Below are 20,710 nucleotides of genomic sequence, written 5' to 3' on the forward strand. Positions count from 1 at the left end.
GGGAGGTCAACCACCCGTCAGCCGTGTCACCGACCCGCCGGGACGGTACAGCCAGGTCATGTCCGATGAATCCGGCGTTGTCGGAACGGCCGAACACGCCCGGTATGGGGATCTTCTATGATCCATACTCCGCGGGGCAACGGGCACGACGACGAACGGACACCGGTGACACACACACTCCAGGAAGTCGGGACGAACGGGCTGCGGGCGCTGCCCGGAGAGCTGGTGGCGGCATGAGCGGCCTTGGGAGGTGGAGCCTCGGTATCGGCGTCGGGCTCCTGGTCGTGGCTGTGCTGTGCAGGGCGCTGAACCTGATCCCGGTCACGGTGATCACCGGCCTCCTGGGCCTGATCGCGCTCGGCATGGCGGGGTACGACGCGATCTACGAATGGCTGGGCCGGGTCAACCTACGCCGTCGGGAAGCCAGGGCCCACCGGGAACGTGAAGGCCGCCAGGGCCGCTGAACCGCGGTGCGGGACCCACGCGGGCTGGTACAAATGCGGCATGAGCGAATCCGTCGGGTTTCCCCCGCAGCCGAACGTGCCGTCGGCCCGGCGTGTCTACAGTCGGAGGTACCGTGTGTGGGCCCGCGTGCTCCTGTGGACGCCGATCGCGCTCACGGTGGCCGGTGTCGTCCTCGGACTGGGGCTGTTCGCGGCCGCCGATGCCGACCCGGCGTACGGTTCGTCCGCGCTCGGCTATCTCGGCCTCTTCGTGTGGGGCGGCCTCGCGATCCTGTCGCCGGCCCTGCTCGGGTCGTTCGTCGCCGGGCTGGTCATGCTGATCCGCGCGCGCGGCTGAGGTCGCGGCAGGACACGGCTCCGCCTCGACACGATCCGTGGAGCGTGCCCGGCAACCGGGCGCCGGCGGTCGACGCCGGGCCACCGCGAAGCGGATGCCGCGGTGGCCCGGACGGGGACGAGGTGCCGCGGGGAGGGACGCGGTGGCCGGAGGATGGATCAGGCGCCGGCGGCCTGGCGGGCGCGGCGGGCCTCGCGGCGCTCGACGAAGCGGGAGGCGGTGACCTCCAGCTTGCCGAGGAAGTCGGAGAGCTCCTCGCGGGCCTTCTCGCCCTCGGCGCCGAGGTTCTTCATGTTGAACACGTCCCACTGGCGCAGGACCGGCTGCAGGACGTCGTCGATGTGCAGGCGCAGGTCGTAGATGCCCGCGTTGGCGATGGTCATGGCCTTGCGGGTGAAGCCCTCGATGCCGGTTCCCGGCATCTGGAAGGTGGTGACGACGTCGGTCACGGCACGCATCGTCTGGTCGGGGGCGAGCTGGAAGGCCGCGTTGAGCAGGTTGCGGTAGAAGAGCATGTGCAGGTTCTCGTCGGCGGCGATCCTGGCGAGCAGCCGCTCGCAGTTCGGGTCCTCGGAGGCCCTGCCGGTGTTGCGGTGCGAGATGCGGGTGGCGAGCTCCTGGAAGGAGACGTACGCCACCGAGGCGAGCACGCCCTCGTAGGAGTTGGTGAAGCCCTCGCTCATGTGCACCATCCGGGCCCGCTCCAGCGCGACCGGGTCGACCGCGCGGGTGACCGTCAGGTAGTCGCGGATGGCGGTGCCGTGGCGGCCCTCCTCGGCGGTCCAGCGGTGCACCCAGGTGCCCCACGCCGCGTCGCGACCCAGGGTCGTGGCGATCTCGTGGTGGTAGCTGGGGAGGTTGTCCTCGGTCAGCAGGTTGACGATGAGGGAGATGCGGGCTTCCTCGGGAATCTTGGTGTCGGTCTCGACCCAGGCGTCCCCGCCGTAGAGGCCGTCGTAGTTCCGTCCCTCCGACCAGGGGACGTACTCGTGCGGGAACCACTCCTTGGCCACCTTGTGGTGCCGGTCCAGTTCCCCCGCGACGACAGGCTCAAGCTCGAGCAGCAGCTCGGTCTCACTGAACTCTCGCATCAGGTTTTCTCCCTCGAAGACTACGCAACCGTAACCTACGTTAGCGTAGGTAAGACGTGATGGGTACGTGCCGCATGTCTCATTTACTCGCTCGTGGGCGATTCAAGGGAGCACCTTCGCCGTCAGCCGAGACCGATCGGCTGGCGAGGATGCCGGGTGCCGTCCGGACCCGGCCGGTGAGGACGGCGGGTGCCGTCCGGGCCCGGCTGGGCGGGGACCGTCATGCCCTGTTCCCGCACCGCGGACCGGTGACCGGCCACGCCGTCGCGGTGCCCCGGCCAGAGGGCGGCCAGGAGGATCAGCGCCATCTCGGAGAGCACCAGCAGCCGTTCCACCAGGCCGTAGTGGTCGGCGCCGTCGATCAGGTCCGAGACGAGCGAGCCCGGGTGGGCGGCCAGGAACCAGGCGAGGAACACCACCGACAGGACGGAGACCGTCGCCAGCGGCCCGTTTCCCGACCGGCGGCCGAGCATCCACCCCGCGCAGGGCAGCGCGGTGAAGACCACGGCCGCCGACCAGCGGTGGATCTCCCCGGCGATCGAGACGACGCCGGGCGCCGCGTCGGTGGGGAACGCGGCGGTGAGAAGGAGTCCCAGCGCCGCGGCCACGAACAGCGCGCGCGAGGCGGCACCGCGCACCGGCGCCACCCGGGCCAGCAGGTACGCGACCCAGAGACAGCCCATCGCCAGGGCGATCGTGCCGCCCACCATCGCCCAGGCGCTGTCGTCGCGCAGCGCGTAGTCGCTGATCAGGCCGTTCAACGGGTCCACCGTGTCGGCCGCGACCAGGTGCGCGTAGCCCATCGCGGCCAGGGCGAACAGCGGCCCGGCCACGCCGGGCCAGCGGGACGGCGGGCCCTCGTTCACCGCGCCACCCCCCGGTGTGCCGCTTCGGAGTTCATCGCGCCACCTCCCGGCGGACCGTCTCGAAGTCCGGTCCCATCTCCCGGCGGATCGTCTCGAACCTCATCGCGCGACCTCCTGGTAGATCCGCTCGAACCTGGCCAGGGAGGCCTGGTGGTCGTGGGTCAGCGCGATGGCGCGGCTCGCGGCGCCCATCGCGGCACGCGTCCCGGGGGAGGCGAGCAGGGCGCCCAGGTGCCGGGCCAGTTCCCGGACGTCGCCGGGCCGGAACAGGTGGCCGTTCTCGCCGGGCCGTACCAGGTGCGGCAGGGCCATCGCGTCCGCGGCGACGACCGGCAGGCCGCTGGCCATGGCCTCCAGCGTGGCGATGCTCTGCAGCTCCGCGACGCCCGGCATGGCGAAGACGTCACCGGCGGCGTACACCTGGGGCAGCGTCTCGTCGGGGACGAACCCGAGGAAGGACACCCGGTCCCCGACCCCGATCCGGTCGGCCAGCCTGGCGAGCGCGGCCCGCTGCCCGCCGGTTCCGGCCAGCGCGATCTGCGCGTCGGTGTGGACGAGCACGTGCGGCAGGGCCCGGACGAGCTCGTCCAGCCGCTTCTCCTCGTCCAGTCGGCCGACGAACACGATCGTGTCCCGGTCGGGCAGGCCGAAGGCCCTGCGGGCCCACGCCTTCGGCTCGGCGCGCGGCTGGAACCTCGCCAGGTCGATGCCGCAGGAGATGGGCTCCACCGGCGGGCCGAAACCCTTGCCCGTGAGCAGACCGGCGGCGATCTCGGTGGGCGTGGTGACGCGGTCGGCCTTGGAGAAGACGCGGTTGAAGTCCTTCCAGGCCAGCGCGCCCGCCCTCTCGCGGAGCCGGCCGGGGATGTGCGCGAACTGGAAGAGGTTGTCGGGCATGAAGTGGTTGGTTGCCACGACGGGAATGCCGGCGCGCCGGGAGGCGGAGATCGCCGCGCGGCCGACGACGAAGTGCGCCTGCACGTGGACCACGTCGGGGGCGATCCTGTCGATCAGCCGGTCCAGCCGGGTCGGCACCGTTACCCGCATGGTCGGGTGGACCAGCACCGGCGCCGAGCGCAGCCTGTGCACGGTCACCCCGTCCACGTGCTCGGTCCTGGACGGTCCCTCGTCCGAGGCGCACACCACGTGGACCTCGTTCCCCCGCTCGGCCAGGCCCTGGGCCAGCCGGTGGGCGAAGTAGGCGGCGCCGTTCACGTCCGGCGGGTAGGTGTCCGCCCCGATCAGCACCCGGCGGGCCCGGGTGGCGAGGAGGGCGGGGGCCCGCACGGGGGCGTACAGGGGGGCGGTGGCCGGCATGACCATCGGTGCTCCGTTCATCGTGCTGTCACATCAGGTGAGGGGGACATCGGGGTGGTACGGGCCAGCGCGACGGTTCCGGCGGCGGTGAGCGCGGCCGCCGCCAGCGCGGTGAGCGTGCTCGCCGCGCCGGTCGGCAGGGGCTCGCCGAGCAGGAGGGCACCGAAGGCGACGGCGGTGAGAGGGTCGGCCACCTGCAGGGCGGCGAACGCCACGCCGAAGTGGCCGACGGCGTAGGCGCGCTGGAGCAGCGCCAGCGCGATCACGGCGGGCATCGGGACGGCGAACAGGAACCACGGCTCCCAGTCGCCGTCGACCAGGACGCGGGTGAGCGTGGCGGTCGCGCCGTACAGCACGCCCGCGCCCGTGGCGAGCAGGCAGGCCCGTGCGGCGGGGGAGACCCGCCTGGCGAGGGTCCACAGCACCAGGGCGGCGGTGGCCGCCCCCGCGAGCAGGACCACCGCCTCCCCGGTGCTGAGGTGGGGGTTCCCGCCGTGCTCGGGCACGACCAGCACCAGGCCGATCAGCCCGATGGCGATCACCGCCGCCGAGGCCAGCTCACCGGGCCGCGGCCTGCGGCGTTGCAGGGCCGCGGCACACGGCAGGGCGAACAGGAGGCTGGCCACGCCCATCGGCTGCACCAGGGTGAGCGGGCCGTATTTCAGGGCGACGACGTGCAGGGCCGTGCCGCCCGCGATGGCCAGGCCGCCGAGCAGCCACCGGGGGCGCCTGGCCAGGTACCCGAGACCGGCGCGGGACGTGCTCGCCGCCTCGAACTGCTGCAGAGCGGCACCGAGTGCGAAGAACAGGGATCCCAGCAACGCCAGGCCGGCCGCCAGCACGGTCATGCACACTCCTTCCAAGCAGATGAAGACATGGCGAGATGACCGGATCGCCTCGGGGAGGCGTCCGTTGAGGGGTTCGGGGTGAACAGTCGAAGCGTCCCGTGCGGGAAGGTGCCGGAGCCATAGGGGTTCACCCTGACTTCGCAGGGAATTCCCCGAGATTCGCGTCGGGGCTGTTGACCTGCTGGCTTCTCTTATCGTAGTTTCTCGGGCATGGATCTCGTGGGCGCCTGGCGCCTGGTCGAGTGGCGGATCGCCGGTGCCGACGGGCGGGTCTCGCACCCCTTCGGCACGGACGCGGTGGGCCTGCTCTGCTACACCCCCGACGGCCACATGAGCGCGACGATCGCGCGGGCCGGGCGCGCCCCGCTGCCCGGCGTCGGCCCGCGGCAGGCGCCCCCGGAGGCGCTGGCCGAGGCGTTCACGTCGTTCTTCGCCTACGCGGGCCGCTACGAGGTCCGCGACGGCCACGTCGCCCATGACGTCGAGGTGGCGCTCAACCCGGCCTTCGCGGGCACCGTCCAGATCCGCGAGCTGAACGCCGACGGTGACCGGCTGGTCCTGGCGGCCGGTGAGGGCGGCCGGTGGCACACCCTGATCTGGAGGCGGTCGTGAACGTCGTGCCCCGTGCCGGGGTGCGGACCTCCTCGGGAACGGTCTCCTTCATCAGTCGCCGGAGGTGACCAGTTCCGCCTCCGGCGCGGAACGGCGGCGGAGGTGGCGGACGACCTCGACCACGACGGTGACCGCCAGGGCGATGCCGAGACCGAGCAGCAGGCCCTTGATCGGGTCGTGCTCGAAGGCCGCGCCGCCCACGTAGCCGATCATTCCCGAGTAGACCGCCCAGGTCACCGCGGCGAGGGCGTCGAAGAGGGCGAACGAGCGCCGGGGATAGGCGACCGCGCCCATGGTCAGGGTGCAGGCGGTCCGGCCGCCGGGAATGTAGCGGGCCACCACGAGGACCAGCCCGCCCCGCTCGGCCAGCGCCCGCTCCGCCCAGGCGAACGCCTTGCGGCTGCGCCTGCCGTTGCGCAGCCGGTCGTTGGTGGTACGCCCGATGGCGTACGAGATGTGGTCGCCCGCGAACGCGCCCAGCGCGGCCACCACGATCACCAGGAGCAGGTCGGGCGCGCCGGTGGCCGCGGCGAACACCCCGGCCGTGATGACGGACGTCTCCGCCGGGACCACGGGGAAGAAACCGTCGAGCATCGCCAGCGCGAACAGCGCCAGGTAGATCCATGGAGATGTCATCACATCGTGCAGGACGTCGAGGATGGCCTGTGTCACGTCGGGCTCCAGCCGGGGGGTTGCGAATGTCTCACGCAGCACGCTGACGGCCCGGTGATCCTCAGGGCATCCGGGAGGAACCCCGGTGTTCTCGGATCACATCCCTGAGATCACCGGGGGTCCGTCCCGCCGACTCCGGAAACCGGGGGGAGCCGGTCACATCGCTCGAACGGCCTGAGCCACCCCCTCCTGGAGGGGGAGACACGGCTCAGTTGAGCTGCCAGATGGCGAGATTCAGCGAGGCCGCGTACGTCACCCAGAGCAGGTAGGGCACCAGCAGCCAGGCGGCCGGGCGGCTGATCCGCCGGAACATGACGATGTTGAGCACGATCGCGAGCCAGAGGACGACGATCTCCGCGAACGCCAGGCCGTACTGGCCGGCGCCGAAGAACAGCGGTGTCCAGGCGGCGTTGAGGACCAGCTGGACCGCGTAGACGCCGAGCGCCGGTGTCAGGCCGCGCGCCGACCAGGCGAGCCAGCCGGACAGGGTGATCATGACGTACAGGACCGTCCAGGCCGGGCCGAACAGCCACTGCGGCGGTGCCCAGGGCGGCCGCTCCAGCGACAGGTACTCGCCGCCGGCGTCGACGGCCGACAGCGATCCCACCACCGCGACCAGCACGAGCGCGACGGCGAAGACAGGCAGCCCGGCCCAGCGTTTCGGTTGTTGCGCGATGACCATGGAAACCTCCCTGCCCCCCTCTTCGCGGATCTACCGCGCCGCGGTTTCCCTCGTACGGGGGCGCCGTATCCTCGCCGGGCCCGGTACGGGAGCTCCGGGGTTTCCCGGCGTAGGGTTCAGGGCGCGGGGGGCTCAGGCGGGCGGGGCGGCGATGGCCCGGGTGGCGACGGGGTCGTAGTGCAGGCGGCGCAGCATCCGGCGGAAGGCGTACAGGGAGAAGGCCACCGCCAGGCCGCTGATCGCGGCCACGGCCGTGGTGCGGACCAGCAGGTAGGTGCCGATCGACTCGTGCAGCAGGAGCCAGATGCTCACCGCGGAGTTGGCCAGCAGCACGAAGGCCCACAGCAGGGTGATACGCGCGAAGAACCGGCGGACCCGCTCGTGTTTCAGCACCGCCGAGGGCAGGTGGATGTAGTCGAGGGTCAGCTTCTGCACCAGCGGGCGGTTGAACCGCACCGAGGCGAGGAAGACCATGCTGATGCAGATCGTCCCGAGCTCCGGCTGGAGGAAGTAGATCACCGCGCTCCCGGTCCAGAACCCCAGCAGCGCCCGTACGGTGATCGCGATGACGGCGAGGATCATCGTGCCCGGCACGGGAATCCGTCGGATCAGCCGCCACCCCACCCCCGCGTACACCCAGGTGACCGCCGCGATCAGCGCGCCCTTCAGGCCGAGGAGGGCGAGCGCGGCGTAGAAGACGGCGAGGGGGGCGACGACGCCCTCCAGCAGCTTCGGTGCCGCCTGCCTGGCGAGGGCGGTGAGGCGGGGGAGGACGATGGGCTGGTGGCTCATGACGCTCCACGGGCTGGTGCGGTGGCAGGCGATGGGCGTTCACGCCTACCCCGGCATGACACGAGCATGTCAGGCCGTCGCGAGGGGTTGCGGAGAGGGTTGCTTCCGGCTGTTCACCGGCCACTCACCGTACCTGACGCCGTGCAGTGCTCTCGTGAAAACAACTCAATAACACTGCAATAACGGATGAGACAGGTGCGGATCATTACGATTCACAAAAAGGATCACTATGCCGGTAACGGTTGAGAAACGGGAGCTTTCCTGATCGGGTCCGGTCCGCGACCATGAGAGACATGGCAGTGCTGCGCACGCACGCGTCCCGCCGTTCCACCGAGGGTGTCGAGAATGTGGCCGCCCAGCTCGTCCGCTGGCCGGACCTGGCGCTGAAACGCACCCGGAAAGGGCTGGGATTCCGGGCCGGCGGCAGGGAGATCGTCAGGATGTCCGGCGATCACACCGCGGAGCTGCTCCTCACCAAACCCATGATCGACAAGTGGGCGCGGGTGCTCACCGACTGCCATCGGATCACCCCGGGCGCCGACGCCGGATGGGTGGCCATGTCCATCGAGGGCCGGGCCGACGCCGAGCTGTTCCTCTCGCTCGTCAGCGTCGCGATCAAGGTCAACCAGGGCCCGCGGTAACGGCGTCGGCCGAGGGCGGCGGCAGGCGTGTCATCCGGGGTTCGCGGTGGCCGGCGCCGGTCCGAAGTTGCGGTGAACGGGCGGCGGCGGTGGTGGGCGGCGTCAGCCGAGGGTCGCGGTGGCCAGCCTCGCCCCGAAGCCGATGAACAGCGCGCCCACGCCCGTCCGCAGCCCGGCCGACAGCCCGCGGCGGGCCCGGAACCGTCCGGCCAGGAACGTCCCGCCGAAGATCAGCGCCGACAGGTAGAGCACGCTGAACAGCTGGCAGATCGCGCCCAGGATCAGGAAGGACACCGCGGGGGTGCCGTAGGCGGGGTCCACGAACTGGATGAAGAACAAGACGAAGAACAGGATCGCCTTCGGGTTCATCAGGCTGACGATCAGGGCCTTGCGGAAGGGGTTCTCCGTGACCCGCTCCCGGCCGGGGGCCGCCTCCGCGGTCGCGCTCCCGGCGTCGGGCGAACGCCACGAGCGCCAGGCCGACCGGAGCATCTGGAACCCGATCCACGCGAGGTAGGCCGCACCGGCGTACTTGACGACGTTGAACAGGAGCGGCGTCGACTTCAGCAGGGAGGCGGCCCCCGCCGCCGCCAGCACCATCAGGACGGTGTCGCCGACGAAGACCCCCATCGCCCCCCGGTACCCCTGCCGCACCCCACGCTGGGCGGCGGTGCTGAGCACGTACAGCGAGTTCGGGCCGGGCAACAGGATGATGAAGAAGGCGCCGACCACGTAGGTCCAGATGTCGGTGATGCCGAAGAACACGTCGATACTCCAGGGGGCGTTACGGATGCGTCATTACCGTATCGCCTAAAGGTGCTTATCTCCCTTTCCGGGTTTTCCGGACGCCATGCGCCGTGTACCTCAGACGCCGCGCACCATGTCGCCCGGACGCCGCGGATCGCGTAGCCCGGATGTGGCGGATCATGCCATTCGGGCGCGACGAATCGTGCCTTTGGGGGGCACTCCCGGTCCGGACGGGAGTGGCGGGCGGGAGTGACGGACGGGAATGGAGAGCGGGGGAGGGCGGCGGGTGAGGGGTCGCCGTACCGTTCCTCCGCGCGCCCGGGGCGGGCGCCGGAACGCACCTGGGCGCGGCATCGGAGACTGACTTTTTTGGGCCTTGTGGCAAGGGTCTGTCAAGGCTACGATCGCGACAACTCTTAGGAAACTTTCCTAAAAGAAATGCCGACCGGGGGTGCCCGTGGCCCGTGCCTCCCCTCTGACCGATGTCCAGCTGCGAGAACTCGACGACGGCAGCCGTCACTGCTGAAGGTCCGACCGTCCGGACGCCTCACCCCCAGGTTCCACGTCCATGGGAGCGATCATGCGGCGCACCTTTTCCTTACTTGTCCTGACTGCGGCTGCAAGCCCTCACCGCGGCCTGCCCAGCCCCGCCACCCCCGTCTCCGGCGACACGTCCTTCCCCGCCATCGCGGCCCGTCCTCGAAGCGCCGGCACCGGATCCCATCGGCACCGCACGCCGGTCGGCGGTGTCCGGAGCGTGTGACGGCGGCCCAGGCGCCGGCGACCCGGTGACGACTCGCCGAACCCGGCGGTCTTCGGCGTCCCGCGCCGATCAACGGAACGCCCCCCCGGTCGGAGCCGTGCCCACCCCGCCGTACGGCCCGCGTCCACGTTCGCGCCCGCGCACCCCCCGCGTGGCGCGGGTCGTACGGTCACCCCCACGGAATGCATGAGGTCAACGTGAAATTACGTGCCATCGCTCGTTCTCTCGTCGCCCTGGCGGCCCTCGTCCTGGCGATGACGGTCGCGCTCCCGGCCCAGGCCGCCTCGGCGACCGCCGTCTTCACCAAGACCTCGGACTGGGGTACCGGTTTCGAGGGCAAGTACACGATCACCAATGGTGGTACGACGACCGTCAACGGCTGGTCGGTCGCCTTCGATCTGCCCTCGGGGGCGAACATCGGGTCCTTCTGGGACGCGTCGTTGAGTCGTAGCGGGCAGCGTTTCACCTTCACCAACGTCGGCTGGAACGGCACTTTGGCGCCCGGTGCGACCGCGAGTTTCGGTTTCAACGGCAGTCCGGGCGGCGTGACCCCGTCCAACTGCACCCTCAACGGCGCGGCGTGCGGCGGCGGTGGCGTCCCCGGCACCCCGGGCGCGCCCGGTACGCCGTCGGTCACCGGGACGACCAACTCCTCGATCTCGCTGTCGTGGGGTGCCTCCAGCGGCACCGTCACCGGCTACCGCGTCTACGAAGGCAGCACGCAGCGGGCCCAGGTCACCGGCACCAGCGCCACGATCGGCTCGCTGGGCACGTGTACCTCGCACACCTACACGGTCAAGGCCTACAACGCCCAGGGCGAGTCGGCGGCCGGCGGCGCGGTGAGCGCCACCACCACCGGCTGCAACAGCAGCGCCCCCGGCAAGCCGGGCGCGCTGTCGGCGACCGGCGGTGCGAACAGCGTCGCGTTGTCGTGGGGCGCGTCCTCGGGGACGGTGACGGGTTACCGGGTGTACGAGGGGTCCACGGTGAGGGCGACCGTGACCGGCACGAGCGCGACGGTGTCGGGGCTGGGCGTGTGCGAGGCGCACACCTACACGGTGGCGGCGTACAACTCGGCGGGCGAGGGCCAGAGGAGCGACCCGGCGAGCGCGACCACGAACGGCTGCACCGGCGGCGGCCCGCTGCCCAAGCACTTCCTCACCGGCTACTGGCACAACTTCGACAACCCGGCCGTCGAGCTGCGGCTGTCGGCGGTGCCCAACGAGTACGACCTGGTCGCGGTCTCCTTCGGCGAGGCCACCGCCACCCCCGGTGAGGTCGTCTTCGGCGTCGACCCGGGCCTGTCCGCCTCCCTCGGCGGCTACACCGACGCCCAGTTCAGGGCCGACGTGCAGACCCTCCACTCCCGCGGCAAGAAGGTCATCCTCTCGGTCGGCGGCGAGGCGGGCCGCGTGCAGGTGGCCAGCGCCGCCGCCGCGACCAAGTTCGCCGACACCGTCTACGCCCTGATGCAGAGCTACGGCTTCGACGGCGTCGACATCGACCTGGAGAACGGGCTCAACTCCACCTACATGGGCCAGGCGCTCCGATCGCTGCGGGCCAAGGCGGGCGCGAACCTGATCATCACGATGGCGCCGCAGACCATCGACATGCAGTCCACCGGCGGCGAGTACTTCAAGCTGGCGCTGGCCATCAAGGACATCCTCACCGTCGTCCACACCCAGTTCTACAACTCCGGCTCCATGCTCGGCTGCGACCAGATGGCCGCCTACTCGCAGGGCTCGGTCAACTTCATGACCGCGCTGGCCTGCATCCAGCTGGAGAACGGCCTCCGCCCCGACCAGGTGGCGCTCGGCCTGCCCGCCGGACCCGGCGCGGCGGGCGGCGGGATCGTCGCCCCCGCCCTGGTGAACCAGGCCCTGACCTGCCTGGCCACCAGGACCGGCTGCGGAAGCTTCGTGCCGCCGCGCACCTACCCCGGCATCCGTGGCGCGATGACCTGGTCCATCAACTGGGACGCCAGCAACAACTGGAACTTCTCCAGGACCGTCAAGCCGCACCTGGCGACCCTGCCCTAGCACCCGGAACCTCCTCACCTTCCGCCCCCGGACCCCCGACCTCCCGATCTCCGGACCTGCCCGGCACCGCGCGACCCACGACCGGGCCGGGCGGGCCCCGGATCCCGTACCTCGAACACCTCGCCTCTTTCGACCCCCGGCACCTCGCACCCCCAACACCTCGCACCCCCCAACCGAGGAAGAGCCATGAGATTTCGACGAACGCTGACCGCGGTCCTGGCCGCGCTCGGCATGTCAATCGGCCTGTCACTGGTCGCGACCCCCGCGTTCGCGGCGCCCCCCACCGCCGTCTTCACCAAGGTCTCCGACTGGGGTACCGGTTTCGAGGGCAAGTACACGATCACCAATGGTGGTACGACGACCGTCAACGGCTGGTCGGTCGCCTTCGATCTGCCCTCGGGGGCGAACATCGGGTCCTTCTGGGACGCGTCGTTGAGTCGTAGCGGGCAGCGTTTCACCTTCACCAACGTCGGCTGGAACGGCACTTTGGCGCCCGGTGCGACCGCGAGTTTCGGTTTCAACGGCAGTCCGGGCGGCGTGACCCCGTCCAACTGCACCCTCAACGGCGCGGCGTGCGGCGGCGGTGGCGTCCCCGGCACCCCGGGCGCGCCCGGTACGCCGTCGGTCACCGGGACGACCAACTCCTCGATCTCGCTGTCGTGGGGTGCCTCCAGCGGCACCGTCACCGGCTACCGCGTCTACGAAGGCAGCACGCAGCGGGCCCAGGTCACCGGCACCAGCGCCACGATCGGCTCGCTGGGCACGTGTACCTCGCACACCTACACGGTCAAGGCCTACAACGCCCAGGGCGAGTCGGCGGCCGGCGGCGCGGTGAGCGCCACCACCACCGGCTGCACCGACCCGCAGCCGCCCGGCAAGATGCCCGGAGCCCCGTATCTCTACATGGGCTGGGGCAGCCCGCCCAACCCCGCCACCGTGATGAGCGCCACCGGCGTGAAGTCCTTCACCATGGCGTTCATCCTGTCCAGCGGCGGCTGCAACCCCGCCTGGGACGGCAACCGGCCACTGACCGGCGGCACCGACCAGGCCGCGATCAACCAGATCAAGGCCGCGGGCGGCAGCGTGCAGATCTCCTTCGGCGGCTGGTCGGGCAACAAGCTCGGCCCGAACTGCTCCACCCCGGCCGCCTTCGCCGGAGCCGTGCAGCAGGTCATCAACGCCGTCGGCCCCGCGGTCGTCGACTTCGACATCGAGAACACCGACGAGTTCGAGAACTACACCGTCCAGGACCGCATCCTCAACGGCCTGAAGATCGTCAAGCAGAACAACCCGAACGTCAAGATCGCCGTCACCTTCGGCACCTCCACCACCGGCCCGACCTCCCACGGCATCCGCCTGATCAACCAGGCCAAGGCGCTGGCCGTGCCGATCGACAACTACACGATCATGCCGTTCGACTTCGGCGCCTCCAACATCTACACCGACACCGTCAACGCCTCCGAGGGCCTGAAGAACGCGCTCAAGGCCGCCAACGGCTGGACCGACGCGCAGGCGTACGCCCGGATGGGCATCTCCGGCATGAACGGCCTGTCCGACCAGCAGGAGCTGACCACCGTGGCGGCCTGGACCCAGATCCGCGACTGGGCCAGGTCCAAGGGCCTGACCCGCTTCGCCTACTGGGCGGTCAACCGCGACCGTCCCTGCCCGGGCGGCGGCGTGACCTCCACCTGCAGCGGGATCGCCCAGAACGACTGGGACTTCACCCGCGTCACCGCCGGCTTCTGAACCGGCACGACCCGCACGACCCGTACGGCCGGCACGACCCGTACGGCCCGCACCCCGCCCGGGGTGCGGGCCGTATCCCACGACACCCTCCTAAAGATCTTTGCGGGGTAAATCGGATGTACCTCAGGAAACTCGCCGTGGCCGCCGTACTGGCGCTCAGCGGGACGATGCTGGCCGCGACACCGGCCCACGCGGCCAACATCGCGACGAACCCGGGCTTCGAGAACGGGCTGAGCGGGTGGACCTGCTCCGCCTCCTCGGGCGCCACGACCGTCTCCTCACCCGTACACGGCGGGACCGGGGCCCTGCAGGCGACACCGGCGGGGAACGACACCGCCCGCTGTCAGCAGACGGTCAGTGTCAGGCCGTCCTCGGCCTACACCCTGTCTGCCTGGGTCAGGGGCGGCTACGTCTTCCTCGGCGCGACCGGAACCGGCGGGACCGACCCCAGCACGTGGACGTCCTCGCCGTCGTCCTACGCCCAGCTGTCGACCTCGTTCACCACCGGCGCCTCGACCACCTCGGTGACGATCCACGTCAACGGCTGGTACGGCCAGGGCGTCTACCAGGCCGACGACGTCGTCCTCGACGGAGCGCCGGGGCAGGGGCAGCCCCCCGCGGCGCCCACCGGGCTCACCGGCACCGGCAACGCCACCACCGCCTCGCTGAGCTGGACCGCCTCCTCGGGCGCGACCGGCTACAACGTCTACCGCGACGGCACCAGGGTCGGCACCGCCACCGGGACCACCTTCTCCGAGACCCCCGGTACCGGCACCCACTCGTACCAGGTGAGCGCGACGAACGCCTCGGGCGAGTCGGCGAGGTCCGGCGCGGTCTCCGTGACGGTCGGCAACGATCAGCCACCGCCCCCGTCCGTACCGTCGGGGCTGGCCGCCACCGTCAGCGGCACGAGCGTCTCGCTGAGGTGGAACGCCTCCTCGGGCGCGACCTCCTACAACGTCTACCGCAACGGGACGAGGGTCGGCACCCCCACCGCGACCTCCTACACCGACACCCCGGGCGCGGGGACGCACGGCTACCAGGTGAGCGCCTCCAACTCCGCCGGTGAGTCGGCGAGGTCCGGCGCGGTCTCCGCGACCGTCACCGGCACGCCCCCCGGCAACCTGCCCAAGCGGGTGCTGGTCGGCTACCTGCACGCCTCCTTCGCCAACGGCTCCGGCTACATCCGGATGGCGGACGTGCCCAACGAGTGGAACGTCATCAACCTGTCCTTCGGAGAGCCCACCTCGGTGACCTCCGGGGACATCCGCTTCACCCGGTGCCCGGTCGCCGAGTGCCCCAACGTCGAGTCCGAGGCCGAGTTCATCGCCGGGATCCGGGCCAAGCAGGCACTCGGCAAGAAGGTGCTGATCTCGATCGGCGGCCAGAACGGCCAGGTCCAGCTGAGCACCACGGCCGCGCGCGACACGTTCGTCCAGTCGGTGGGCGCCATCATCGACAAGTACGGCCTCGACGGGCTGGACATCGACTTCGAGGGCCATTCCCTCTATCTCGACAACGGCGACACCAACCTGTCCGCCCCCACCACCCCGGTCATCGTCAACCTGATCTCCGCGCTCAGGACCCTCAAGGCCAGGTACGGCGCCAGGTTCGTGCTGACCATGGCCCCCGAGACGTTCTTCGTCCAGCTGAGCTACCAGTTCTACGGCCCGGGCCCCAACGGCTCCGCCGACCGGCGGGCCGCCTCGTATCTCCCCGTCATCCACGCGATGCGCGACGACCTGACCCTGCTGCACGTCCAGGACTACAACTCCGGACCGATCATGGGGCTGGACAACCAGTACCACACCATGGGCGGCCACGACTTCCACGTCGCCATGACCGACATGCTGCTCGCCGGCTTCCCCGTCGCGGGCAACCCGAACAACGTCTTCCCCGCCCTGCGCCAGGACCAGGTCGCCATCGGCCTGCCCGCCGCCCCGTTCGCGGGTAACGGTTTCACCACGGTCGCCGAGGTCCAGAAGGCCTTCGACTGCCTGGCCAAGGGGACCGGCTGCGGGTCGTACCGGCCGAGAGGGGTCTACCCGAACCTCCGCGGCCTGATGACCTGGTCGATCAACTGGGACAGGTACAACGCCTTCGAGTTCTCCCGCAGCCACCGGGCCTATCTCGACGGCCTGGGCTGAAAGCCCCTCGCCGCCGGGGGAGACGGACTTCCGGCGGCGAGGTTCCACCCTCCGCGCCTCCTCACGGCCGCGGGTGTCCGGCGTCCCGAAGCGGTCGCCCGCCGTGACGGCCCGGATTCCGGAGGCCGGGAAAACTGGCAGAGTGGTCTCGGTTTGGAGATCCGGGTGGCTGGTTGGTCGCCAGGTCCGGCAGGCTAGGGGCCGTCATGGACTACGCAATTCTCACGGGGTTCGTCCTCGTTCTCGGTGTCGTGCTCGCCCTGGTCGCGCAGTGGAAGGGCTGGAGGCCCTCGCTGCTGGTCGTGCTGGGGGTCGGAATCGCCTTCCGGGTGCTCATCATGGCCACCTCGGCGGTGGACACCTGGCAACCGGTCGACTTCATCAACAGCTTCAAGCCCGCCGGCGAGGCGGTCCTGAACCGCGAGGACCCCGTTCTGGGCAGCTCGGGAGGCTGGCACTTCCTGCCGACCATCCCCTACGTCTACGGCCTCCTGCTCTGGCTGGGCATCCCCTGGGAGATCGGCGGCCGCCTGGTCACCGTGGTCGCCGACATCGTGCTGATCCCGCTGGTCGGCAAGCTCGCCGGTGGGCCCAAGGCGTCGCTGCGCGCCTTCCAGTACGCCTGCAACCCGCTCGCCATCCTCGTCGCCTCCGTCCACGGCCAGGTCGAGCCGGTCGCCCTGGTCTTCGGCGTCGCCGCCTTCGTCGTGGCCCGAGGTCCCGGCGATCCCCACCGGCCGGGCATGACCACCGACCCGCTCTCGCTGGTACGGCAGAGCGTCGCGCTGCACGGCCTCGCCGGCGCCGTACGGCACGCCTTCGGCCCCGAGGGGATGTTCCGCGGGGCGCTCACCCCGCGCCAGGGCGACCGGCAGTCCCTGCGCCGCGCCCTGCTCGCGGGACTGCTGATGGGACTGGCGCTGTGCGCCAAGAGCTGGCCGATCTGGCTCATTCCCGGCATGCTCCTGCTGCTGCCCACCTTCCGCGCCCGCGCCGTGGCGTTCGTGGCCACGGGCATCGCACCGGTCTTCTTCCTGGTCACCCTGCCGATCTTCGCCGGCACCTCGCTGAGCCAGATCCCCGAGGTCATCCGGGTGATCCAGGACGTCCGCCCGATCGTCGGACAGTGGGGCTGGACCGCCGTCGGCATGCACGGCATCAACGACCTGCACCAGGGGTTCGCCACGTTCGGCACCCGCCTGATCTACGTCACCATGCTGGCGGTGGCCTTCGTGTGGCGCCGCGCCGACCCGATCGACCTCACCACGGCGCTGCTGCTCGCCTTCATGGTCGTCACCCCCAGGCTCGGCGCGCAGTATCTCCTGTGGTTCATGCCGTTCCTGATCGCCCGTCCCACCCGCTTCGCGTGGCCGGCGATCATCGGCGTCTCCCTGTGGGCGGGCTACGGCTACCTCTACATGACGCAGTTCGACTCCGCTACCTGGCGAAGTCTCCACATCGTCTGGTCGCAGTCCTCCATCGTGCTGCTGCCGATCCTGGCGCTCGCCATGCCGTGGGGGCGCCGCGTCCCCCGCGCGCCCGTCGCCTCCCCCGAGGGGCCACCCCCCTCGGCACCCGTCCCGGCGTCCGCCTGACGTCTCGCGGCGCCCGGATCCCGACGCCCGCCTGAACGGCGCCGGTCCTTCCCGCCCGGCCCTCGGCCCCGTGGTCCGTCCGGGTCGCCCGCTCCCGAGCACGCCCGCCCCGTCACCGCCGCGTGACGGGGCGGCGGGGCGGCCCGGAAGGCTGGTAAATTCCGGTTCCGTGACGAGTACCGTGGAAATCCTGCGTTACACCGCTTTCACCCACGACCCCGAGGGGGGAAACCCCGCCGGGATCGTCCTCGACGCGGCCGGGCTCTCCGACGCGGAGATGCTGGCCGTCGCCGCCGAGGTCGGATACTCCGAGACGGCGTTCGTGACCGCACGCGACGACGAGCGACGCGCCTTCCGGGTCCGATACTTCGCCCCCTCGGCGGAGGTGGCGTTCTGCGGGCACGCCACGATCGCCACCTCGGTGGTGCTGGCCGAACGTCTCGGGACCGGACGCCTGACGTTCGACACCAACGCGGGCGAGATCGTCGTCGACACCGAGATCGCCGACGACGCGCTCCGGGCCACGCTCACCAGCGTCCCCACGCACTCACGGCCCGTCGCGGAGGACGCGCTGGAGGAGGCCCTCGCCGCCCTCGGCTGGTCCCACGACGATCTCGACCCGGCCTTCCCTCCGCACGTCGCCTTCGGCGGCGTGGAGCATCTCGTGGTCGCGGCCTCCTCGCGCGAACGCCTGGCCGGCCTCGACTACGACTACGAGCGGCTGAAGGCGCTGATGACCCGCGAAGGCTGGACGACGGTGAACCTGTTCTGGCGGGAGAGCGACGAGCGGTTCCACGCCCGCAACCCGTTCCCGGTCGGGGGCGTCGTGGAAGACCCCGCCACCGGGGCCGCCGCCGCGGCCTTCGGCGGTTACCTGCGTGTTCTCGGGAACGGTTCCTCGGAGTTCACGGTCATCCAGGGGGTGGACATGGGGCGGCCCAGCACGCTGAAGGTCTCGATCGCCTCCCCGGACGGCCGGAGCCGGGTGAGCGGCGGAGCGGTCGCGCTGGAGACCGCCTGACCCGCACCGGTCCGGTCAGGTGGTCCCGTCGCCGGGCTGGTCGAGCAACCGGCTCAGGGGCACCCCCGCCAGCCGCCGTACCTCGTTCGCCATGTGCGCCTGGTCGGCGTACCCGCTGACCGCGGCGACCTCGGCCGCCGTGACGCCGCGCCTGGCCAGCCGCAGTGCCCGCTGGAACCTGACCACCCGCTGCAGCACCTTCGGGCCGTACCCGAAGGACCGCAAGGACCGGCGCAGGAGCTGTCGCTCGCCGAACCCCAGGTCCCAGGCCACCTCCCTGACGCTCCGGCCCGCCCGCAGTGCCTCGGCGATCGCAGGCGCGGCCGGGTCGGGGCCGGGCGCCGCGCGCAGCCGTACGGCCAGCGCCCGCTGTACGACGTCGGAGAACGGCTCCGGCCGCCGGACCCCGGCCGGCCCGCTGGACGGCTCCGGCTCGGCCTGCGCGGTGAGCGGTTCCAGCTCGGACAGCTCCGCGAACGGCCCCAGGTCGGACAGCGGCACCCGCAGGTCGCGCAGCCTGTCGAGCGGCACGCCGAACAGCTCGCCCACCGCGCCGGGCCTGAACCGGATCCCCGTGTAGTGGTTACCCGGCGTCATCCGGACGGATTTCGGGCCCGTGTCGGGTCCCGCGACAAGCGCACCTTCCGGTCCCCAGATCAGATCCACGCAGCCGTCGGGCACGACCAGCTGCGTCATGACGAAGGTCGCCTCGTTGCTCCACACGCAGGCCACCCGCCCGGCGAGGCGGGAGTCCGGCGCCCACTCGCGATACATGACCTCAGGGTACGGGCGAAGGAGGAACCTTCTCCTGCCCCCCGCCCGGCTTCTTCCCCACGCCGGGTCGCCCGTCGTCGGGCACGTCCCCGGAGACGAGAGCGGCGGCCCAGTCACCGTCGGGATCGCTGTCGATCAGCAGCGCCCGGGTCAGCAGGCTGAGCGGGATGGCCAGCAGCGCGCCCAGAGGGCCGAGCAGGAACGTCCACAGGATGAGCGAGAGGAAGGTCACGGTGGTGGAGAGGCCGACGGCGTCACCGAGGAACTTCGGCTGGATCAGCGACTGCACCACGAAGTTGATCAATATGTAGGCGGCGATCACGAAGATCATGGTTTTCGGCCCGCCCTCCAGAAGACCGAGCAGGGCGGGCGGGATCAGTCCCAGGATGAACCCGACGTTGGGGATGTAGTTCGTGATCAGTGCCAGTACTCCCCAGAGGAGGGGGAGCGGCACACCGAGGATCCAGAGCGCGGCCACGTCCAGTGCGGAGCAGATCAGCCCGAACCCCGTCGAGACCAGGAGATAACGGCGGGTCTTGTGGCCGAAGTTGCTGAGCGCCTCGATGAGCAGGGGCCTGCGCGCCGTTCCCAGGGCGAGGATCCTGGAGAAGGCCTGAGCGTCCAGGCACATGGCCAGGAGCAGGACGATGACGAGGACCAGGCCGGAGAACACGCCCAGCAGTCCTGAGACGAATCCCTGCGCGAGCGCGAAGATCTTGCCGGGGTCGAAGGAGTTGATCGCCTCGTTCATCTGCTGGGTGCCGATGCCGAGCCTGGCCGCCTGCTGTTGCGCCTCCGCGACGAGCTGGTTGAACTGCGCGTCGTAGGTGGGTGCGAGGGCCGCCATCTGCGCGACCGCCACGGTCAGGATCGCCACCATGCCCAGGAGCACCAGCAGCACGATCGCGAGGGGGATCGCCACCAGCGTCCACCCGGGAGCCCCACGTTCGCGAAGCCATGTTCTTACCGGGGATACCGCCAGGACCAGAACCAGGGCCAGCAACACCGGCCCGATGATCGACCCGATCTCCCTGATCCCCGCCAGGATGACCACGGCGCCCGCGGCGCAGAGGAGCACGACGAGCGCCCTGGGCAACACTCTTTGGTCCGTCATGACGGATCTCTACCCAGCGGGTGGGAAACACGTCATGGCAGGGCGCGCTCTTCGATTTGACGGAGCTCGGCGGCGTACATAGAGTTCACAGGCCCGAGGGGGTCGGCGGAGATCGCCAGAGCCTCGGGACCCTCCTTCTGATCACCTCCTTCGTCGGGGCGCATGCGTCACGCCGAAGTCCGGTTGGACAACGACCGGATGTTGGAGTAAGTTAGAGGGGTTGCCCTGGAAACGGGGCAGTCGCAATCCTAGCGGGTTCGACGGGTTCGAGTCGAGCGTCGGAAATCCGACAGTTTGACACGAAACCGACACTCCTGATAAGATAGTGACACGAAATGGAACGCCCCGGAGTTCTGCCGGACCACTTGGTCGGGTCAGGGTGATGGTGTACGCGTCCGTTTCTTGAGAACTCAACAGTGTGTTAAAAGCCAGTGCATGAAGC

Annotated in this window: 19 protein-coding genes; 9 read left to right on the forward strand and 10 right to left on the reverse strand. The window is 70.6% G+C overall.

From position 1 onward, the window contains the following. The first annotated feature begins 233 nt into the window (after positions 1-233). Positions 234-464 (forward strand): hypothetical protein, encoded by a 231-nt coding sequence (locus ACVCAG_RS43075; RefSeq protein WP_440089110.1) that lies wholly within the window; start codon positions 234-236, stop codon positions 462-464. A gap of 40 nt (positions 465-504) precedes the next feature. After that, the gene (locus ACVCAG_RS43080; protein WP_440089109.1) at positions 505-801 is read left to right on the forward strand and encodes a hypothetical protein; all 297 of its coding nucleotides are present in this window, start codon (positions 505-507) and stop codon (positions 799-801) included. 158 nt (positions 802-959) lie between these two features. Here the strand turns inward: ACVCAG_RS43080 and ACVCAG_RS43085 are convergent, their stop codons facing one another. The 4 genes from ACVCAG_RS43085 to ACVCAG_RS43100 all read right to left on the reverse strand — a co-directional run bounded on the left by ACVCAG_RS43085 (position 960) and on the right by ACVCAG_RS43100 (position 4,923). Further along, positions 960-1,892, reverse strand: coding sequence for an acyl-ACP desaturase (locus tag ACVCAG_RS43085; RefSeq protein ID WP_440089107.1), 933 nt, complete (start codon positions 1,890-1,892; stop codon positions 960-962). Positions 1,893-2,014: 122 nt separating this feature from the next. Beyond that, complete coding sequence (locus ACVCAG_RS43090; RefSeq protein WP_440089106.1) at positions 2,015-2,758, reverse strand: DUF998 domain-containing protein; 744 nt, start codon at positions 2,756-2,758, stop codon at positions 2,015-2,017. A 99-nt stretch (positions 2,759-2,857) separates the two neighbouring features. Next, on the reverse strand, positions 2,858-4,081 hold the full coding sequence (locus tag ACVCAG_RS43095) for a glycosyltransferase (protein WP_440089151.1): 1,224 nt from the start codon (positions 4,079-4,081) through the stop codon (positions 2,858-2,860). 11 nt (positions 4,082-4,092) lie between these two features. Next, positions 4,093-4,923 carry a DMT family transporter gene (locus tag ACVCAG_RS43100; protein ID WP_440089104.1) on the reverse strand — a complete coding sequence of 277 codons (831 nt, stop codon included), beginning with the start codon at positions 4,921-4,923 and terminating at the stop codon, positions 4,093-4,095. A 210-nt stretch (positions 4,924-5,133) separates the two neighbouring features. On the opposite strand from ACVCAG_RS43100, the gene ACVCAG_RS43105 reads away from it, so the two are divergent. Then, positions 5,134-5,535 (forward strand): lipocalin-like domain-containing protein, encoded by a 402-nt coding sequence (locus ACVCAG_RS43105; RefSeq protein ID WP_440089103.1) that lies wholly within the window; start codon positions 5,134-5,136, stop codon positions 5,533-5,535. A gap of 51 nt (positions 5,536-5,586) precedes the next feature. Here the strand turns inward: ACVCAG_RS43105 and ACVCAG_RS43110 are convergent, their stop codons facing one another. From ACVCAG_RS43110 to ACVCAG_RS43120, 3 genes are all read right to left on the reverse strand, one after another. Further along, a complete protein-coding gene (locus ACVCAG_RS43110; RefSeq protein WP_440089102.1) occupies positions 5,587-6,207 on the reverse strand; it encodes a VTT domain-containing protein in 621 nt (206 codons plus the stop codon). A 208-nt stretch (positions 6,208-6,415) separates the two neighbouring features. Further along, positions 6,416-6,889, reverse strand: coding sequence for a tryptophan-rich sensory protein (locus ACVCAG_RS43115; RefSeq protein ID WP_440089101.1), 474 nt, complete (start codon positions 6,887-6,889; stop codon positions 6,416-6,418). A 132-nt stretch (positions 6,890-7,021) separates the two neighbouring features. Then, positions 7,022-7,681, reverse strand: a complete 660-nt coding sequence (locus tag ACVCAG_RS43120; RefSeq protein ID WP_440089099.1) for a VC0807 family protein — start codon at positions 7,679-7,681, stop codon at positions 7,022-7,024. Between the two features lie 293 nt (positions 7,682-7,974). Here ACVCAG_RS43120 and ACVCAG_RS43125 point away from each other — a divergent pair, with 293 nt between their 5' ends. After that, complete coding sequence (locus ACVCAG_RS43125; RefSeq protein ID WP_440089097.1) at positions 7,975-8,322, forward strand: luciferase domain-containing protein; 348 nt, start codon at positions 7,975-7,977, stop codon at positions 8,320-8,322. 102 nt (positions 8,323-8,424) lie between these two features. Here ACVCAG_RS43125 and leuE read toward each other — a convergent pair whose 3' ends face one another. Then, the gene (gene leuE, locus ACVCAG_RS43130) at positions 8,425-9,087 is read right to left on the reverse strand and encodes a leucine efflux protein LeuE (protein ID WP_440089096.1); all 663 of its coding nucleotides are present in this window, start codon (positions 9,085-9,087) and stop codon (positions 8,425-8,427) included. Positions 9,088-10,029: 942 nt separating this feature from the next. Here leuE and ACVCAG_RS43135 point away from each other — a divergent pair. The 5 genes from ACVCAG_RS43135 to ACVCAG_RS43155 all read left to right on the forward strand — a co-directional run bounded on the left by ACVCAG_RS43135 (position 10,030) and on the right by ACVCAG_RS43155 (position 18,380). Beyond that, positions 10,030-11,871 carry a cellulose binding domain-containing protein gene (locus ACVCAG_RS43135; protein ID WP_440089094.1) on the forward strand — a complete coding sequence of 614 codons (1,842 nt, stop codon included), beginning with the start codon at positions 10,030-10,032 and terminating at the stop codon, positions 11,869-11,871. A gap of 186 nt (positions 11,872-12,057) precedes the next feature. Continuing rightward, on the forward strand, positions 12,058-13,617 hold the full coding sequence (locus ACVCAG_RS43140) for a cellulose binding domain-containing protein (protein ID WP_447191530.1): 1,560 nt from the start codon (positions 12,058-12,060) through the stop codon (positions 13,615-13,617). 116 nt (positions 13,618-13,733) lie between these two features. Further along, the gene (locus tag ACVCAG_RS43145) at positions 13,734-15,764 is read left to right on the forward strand and encodes a carbohydrate binding domain-containing protein (protein ID WP_440089091.1); all 2,031 of its coding nucleotides are present in this window, start codon (positions 13,734-13,736) and stop codon (positions 15,762-15,764) included. A gap of 206 nt (positions 15,765-15,970) precedes the next feature. After that, positions 15,971-17,359 (forward strand): hypothetical protein, encoded by a 1,389-nt coding sequence (locus ACVCAG_RS43150; RefSeq protein WP_440089090.1) that lies wholly within the window; start codon positions 15,971-15,973, stop codon positions 17,357-17,359. Between the two features lie 169 nt (positions 17,360-17,528). After that, positions 17,529-18,380 carry a PhzF family phenazine biosynthesis isomerase gene (locus tag ACVCAG_RS43155; RefSeq protein WP_440089089.1) on the forward strand — a complete coding sequence of 284 codons (852 nt, stop codon included), beginning with the start codon at positions 17,529-17,531 and terminating at the stop codon, positions 18,378-18,380. A 15-nt stretch (positions 18,381-18,395) separates the two neighbouring features. Here ACVCAG_RS43155 and ACVCAG_RS43160 read toward each other — a convergent pair whose 3' ends face one another. Beyond that, positions 18,396-19,154: a DUF6597 domain-containing transcriptional factor gene (locus ACVCAG_RS43160; protein WP_440089087.1), complete on the reverse strand. Its 759-nt coding sequence runs from the start codon at positions 19,152-19,154 to the stop codon at positions 18,396-18,398. Between the two features lie 4 nt (positions 19,155-19,158). Continuing rightward, positions 19,159-20,268, reverse strand: a complete 1,110-nt coding sequence (locus tag ACVCAG_RS43165) for an AI-2E family transporter (RefSeq protein ID WP_447191531.1) — start codon at positions 20,266-20,268, stop codon at positions 19,159-19,161. Positions 20,269-20,710: the final 442 nt, after the last annotated feature.

Source organism: Streptosporangium sp. G12 (assembly GCF_052983175.1).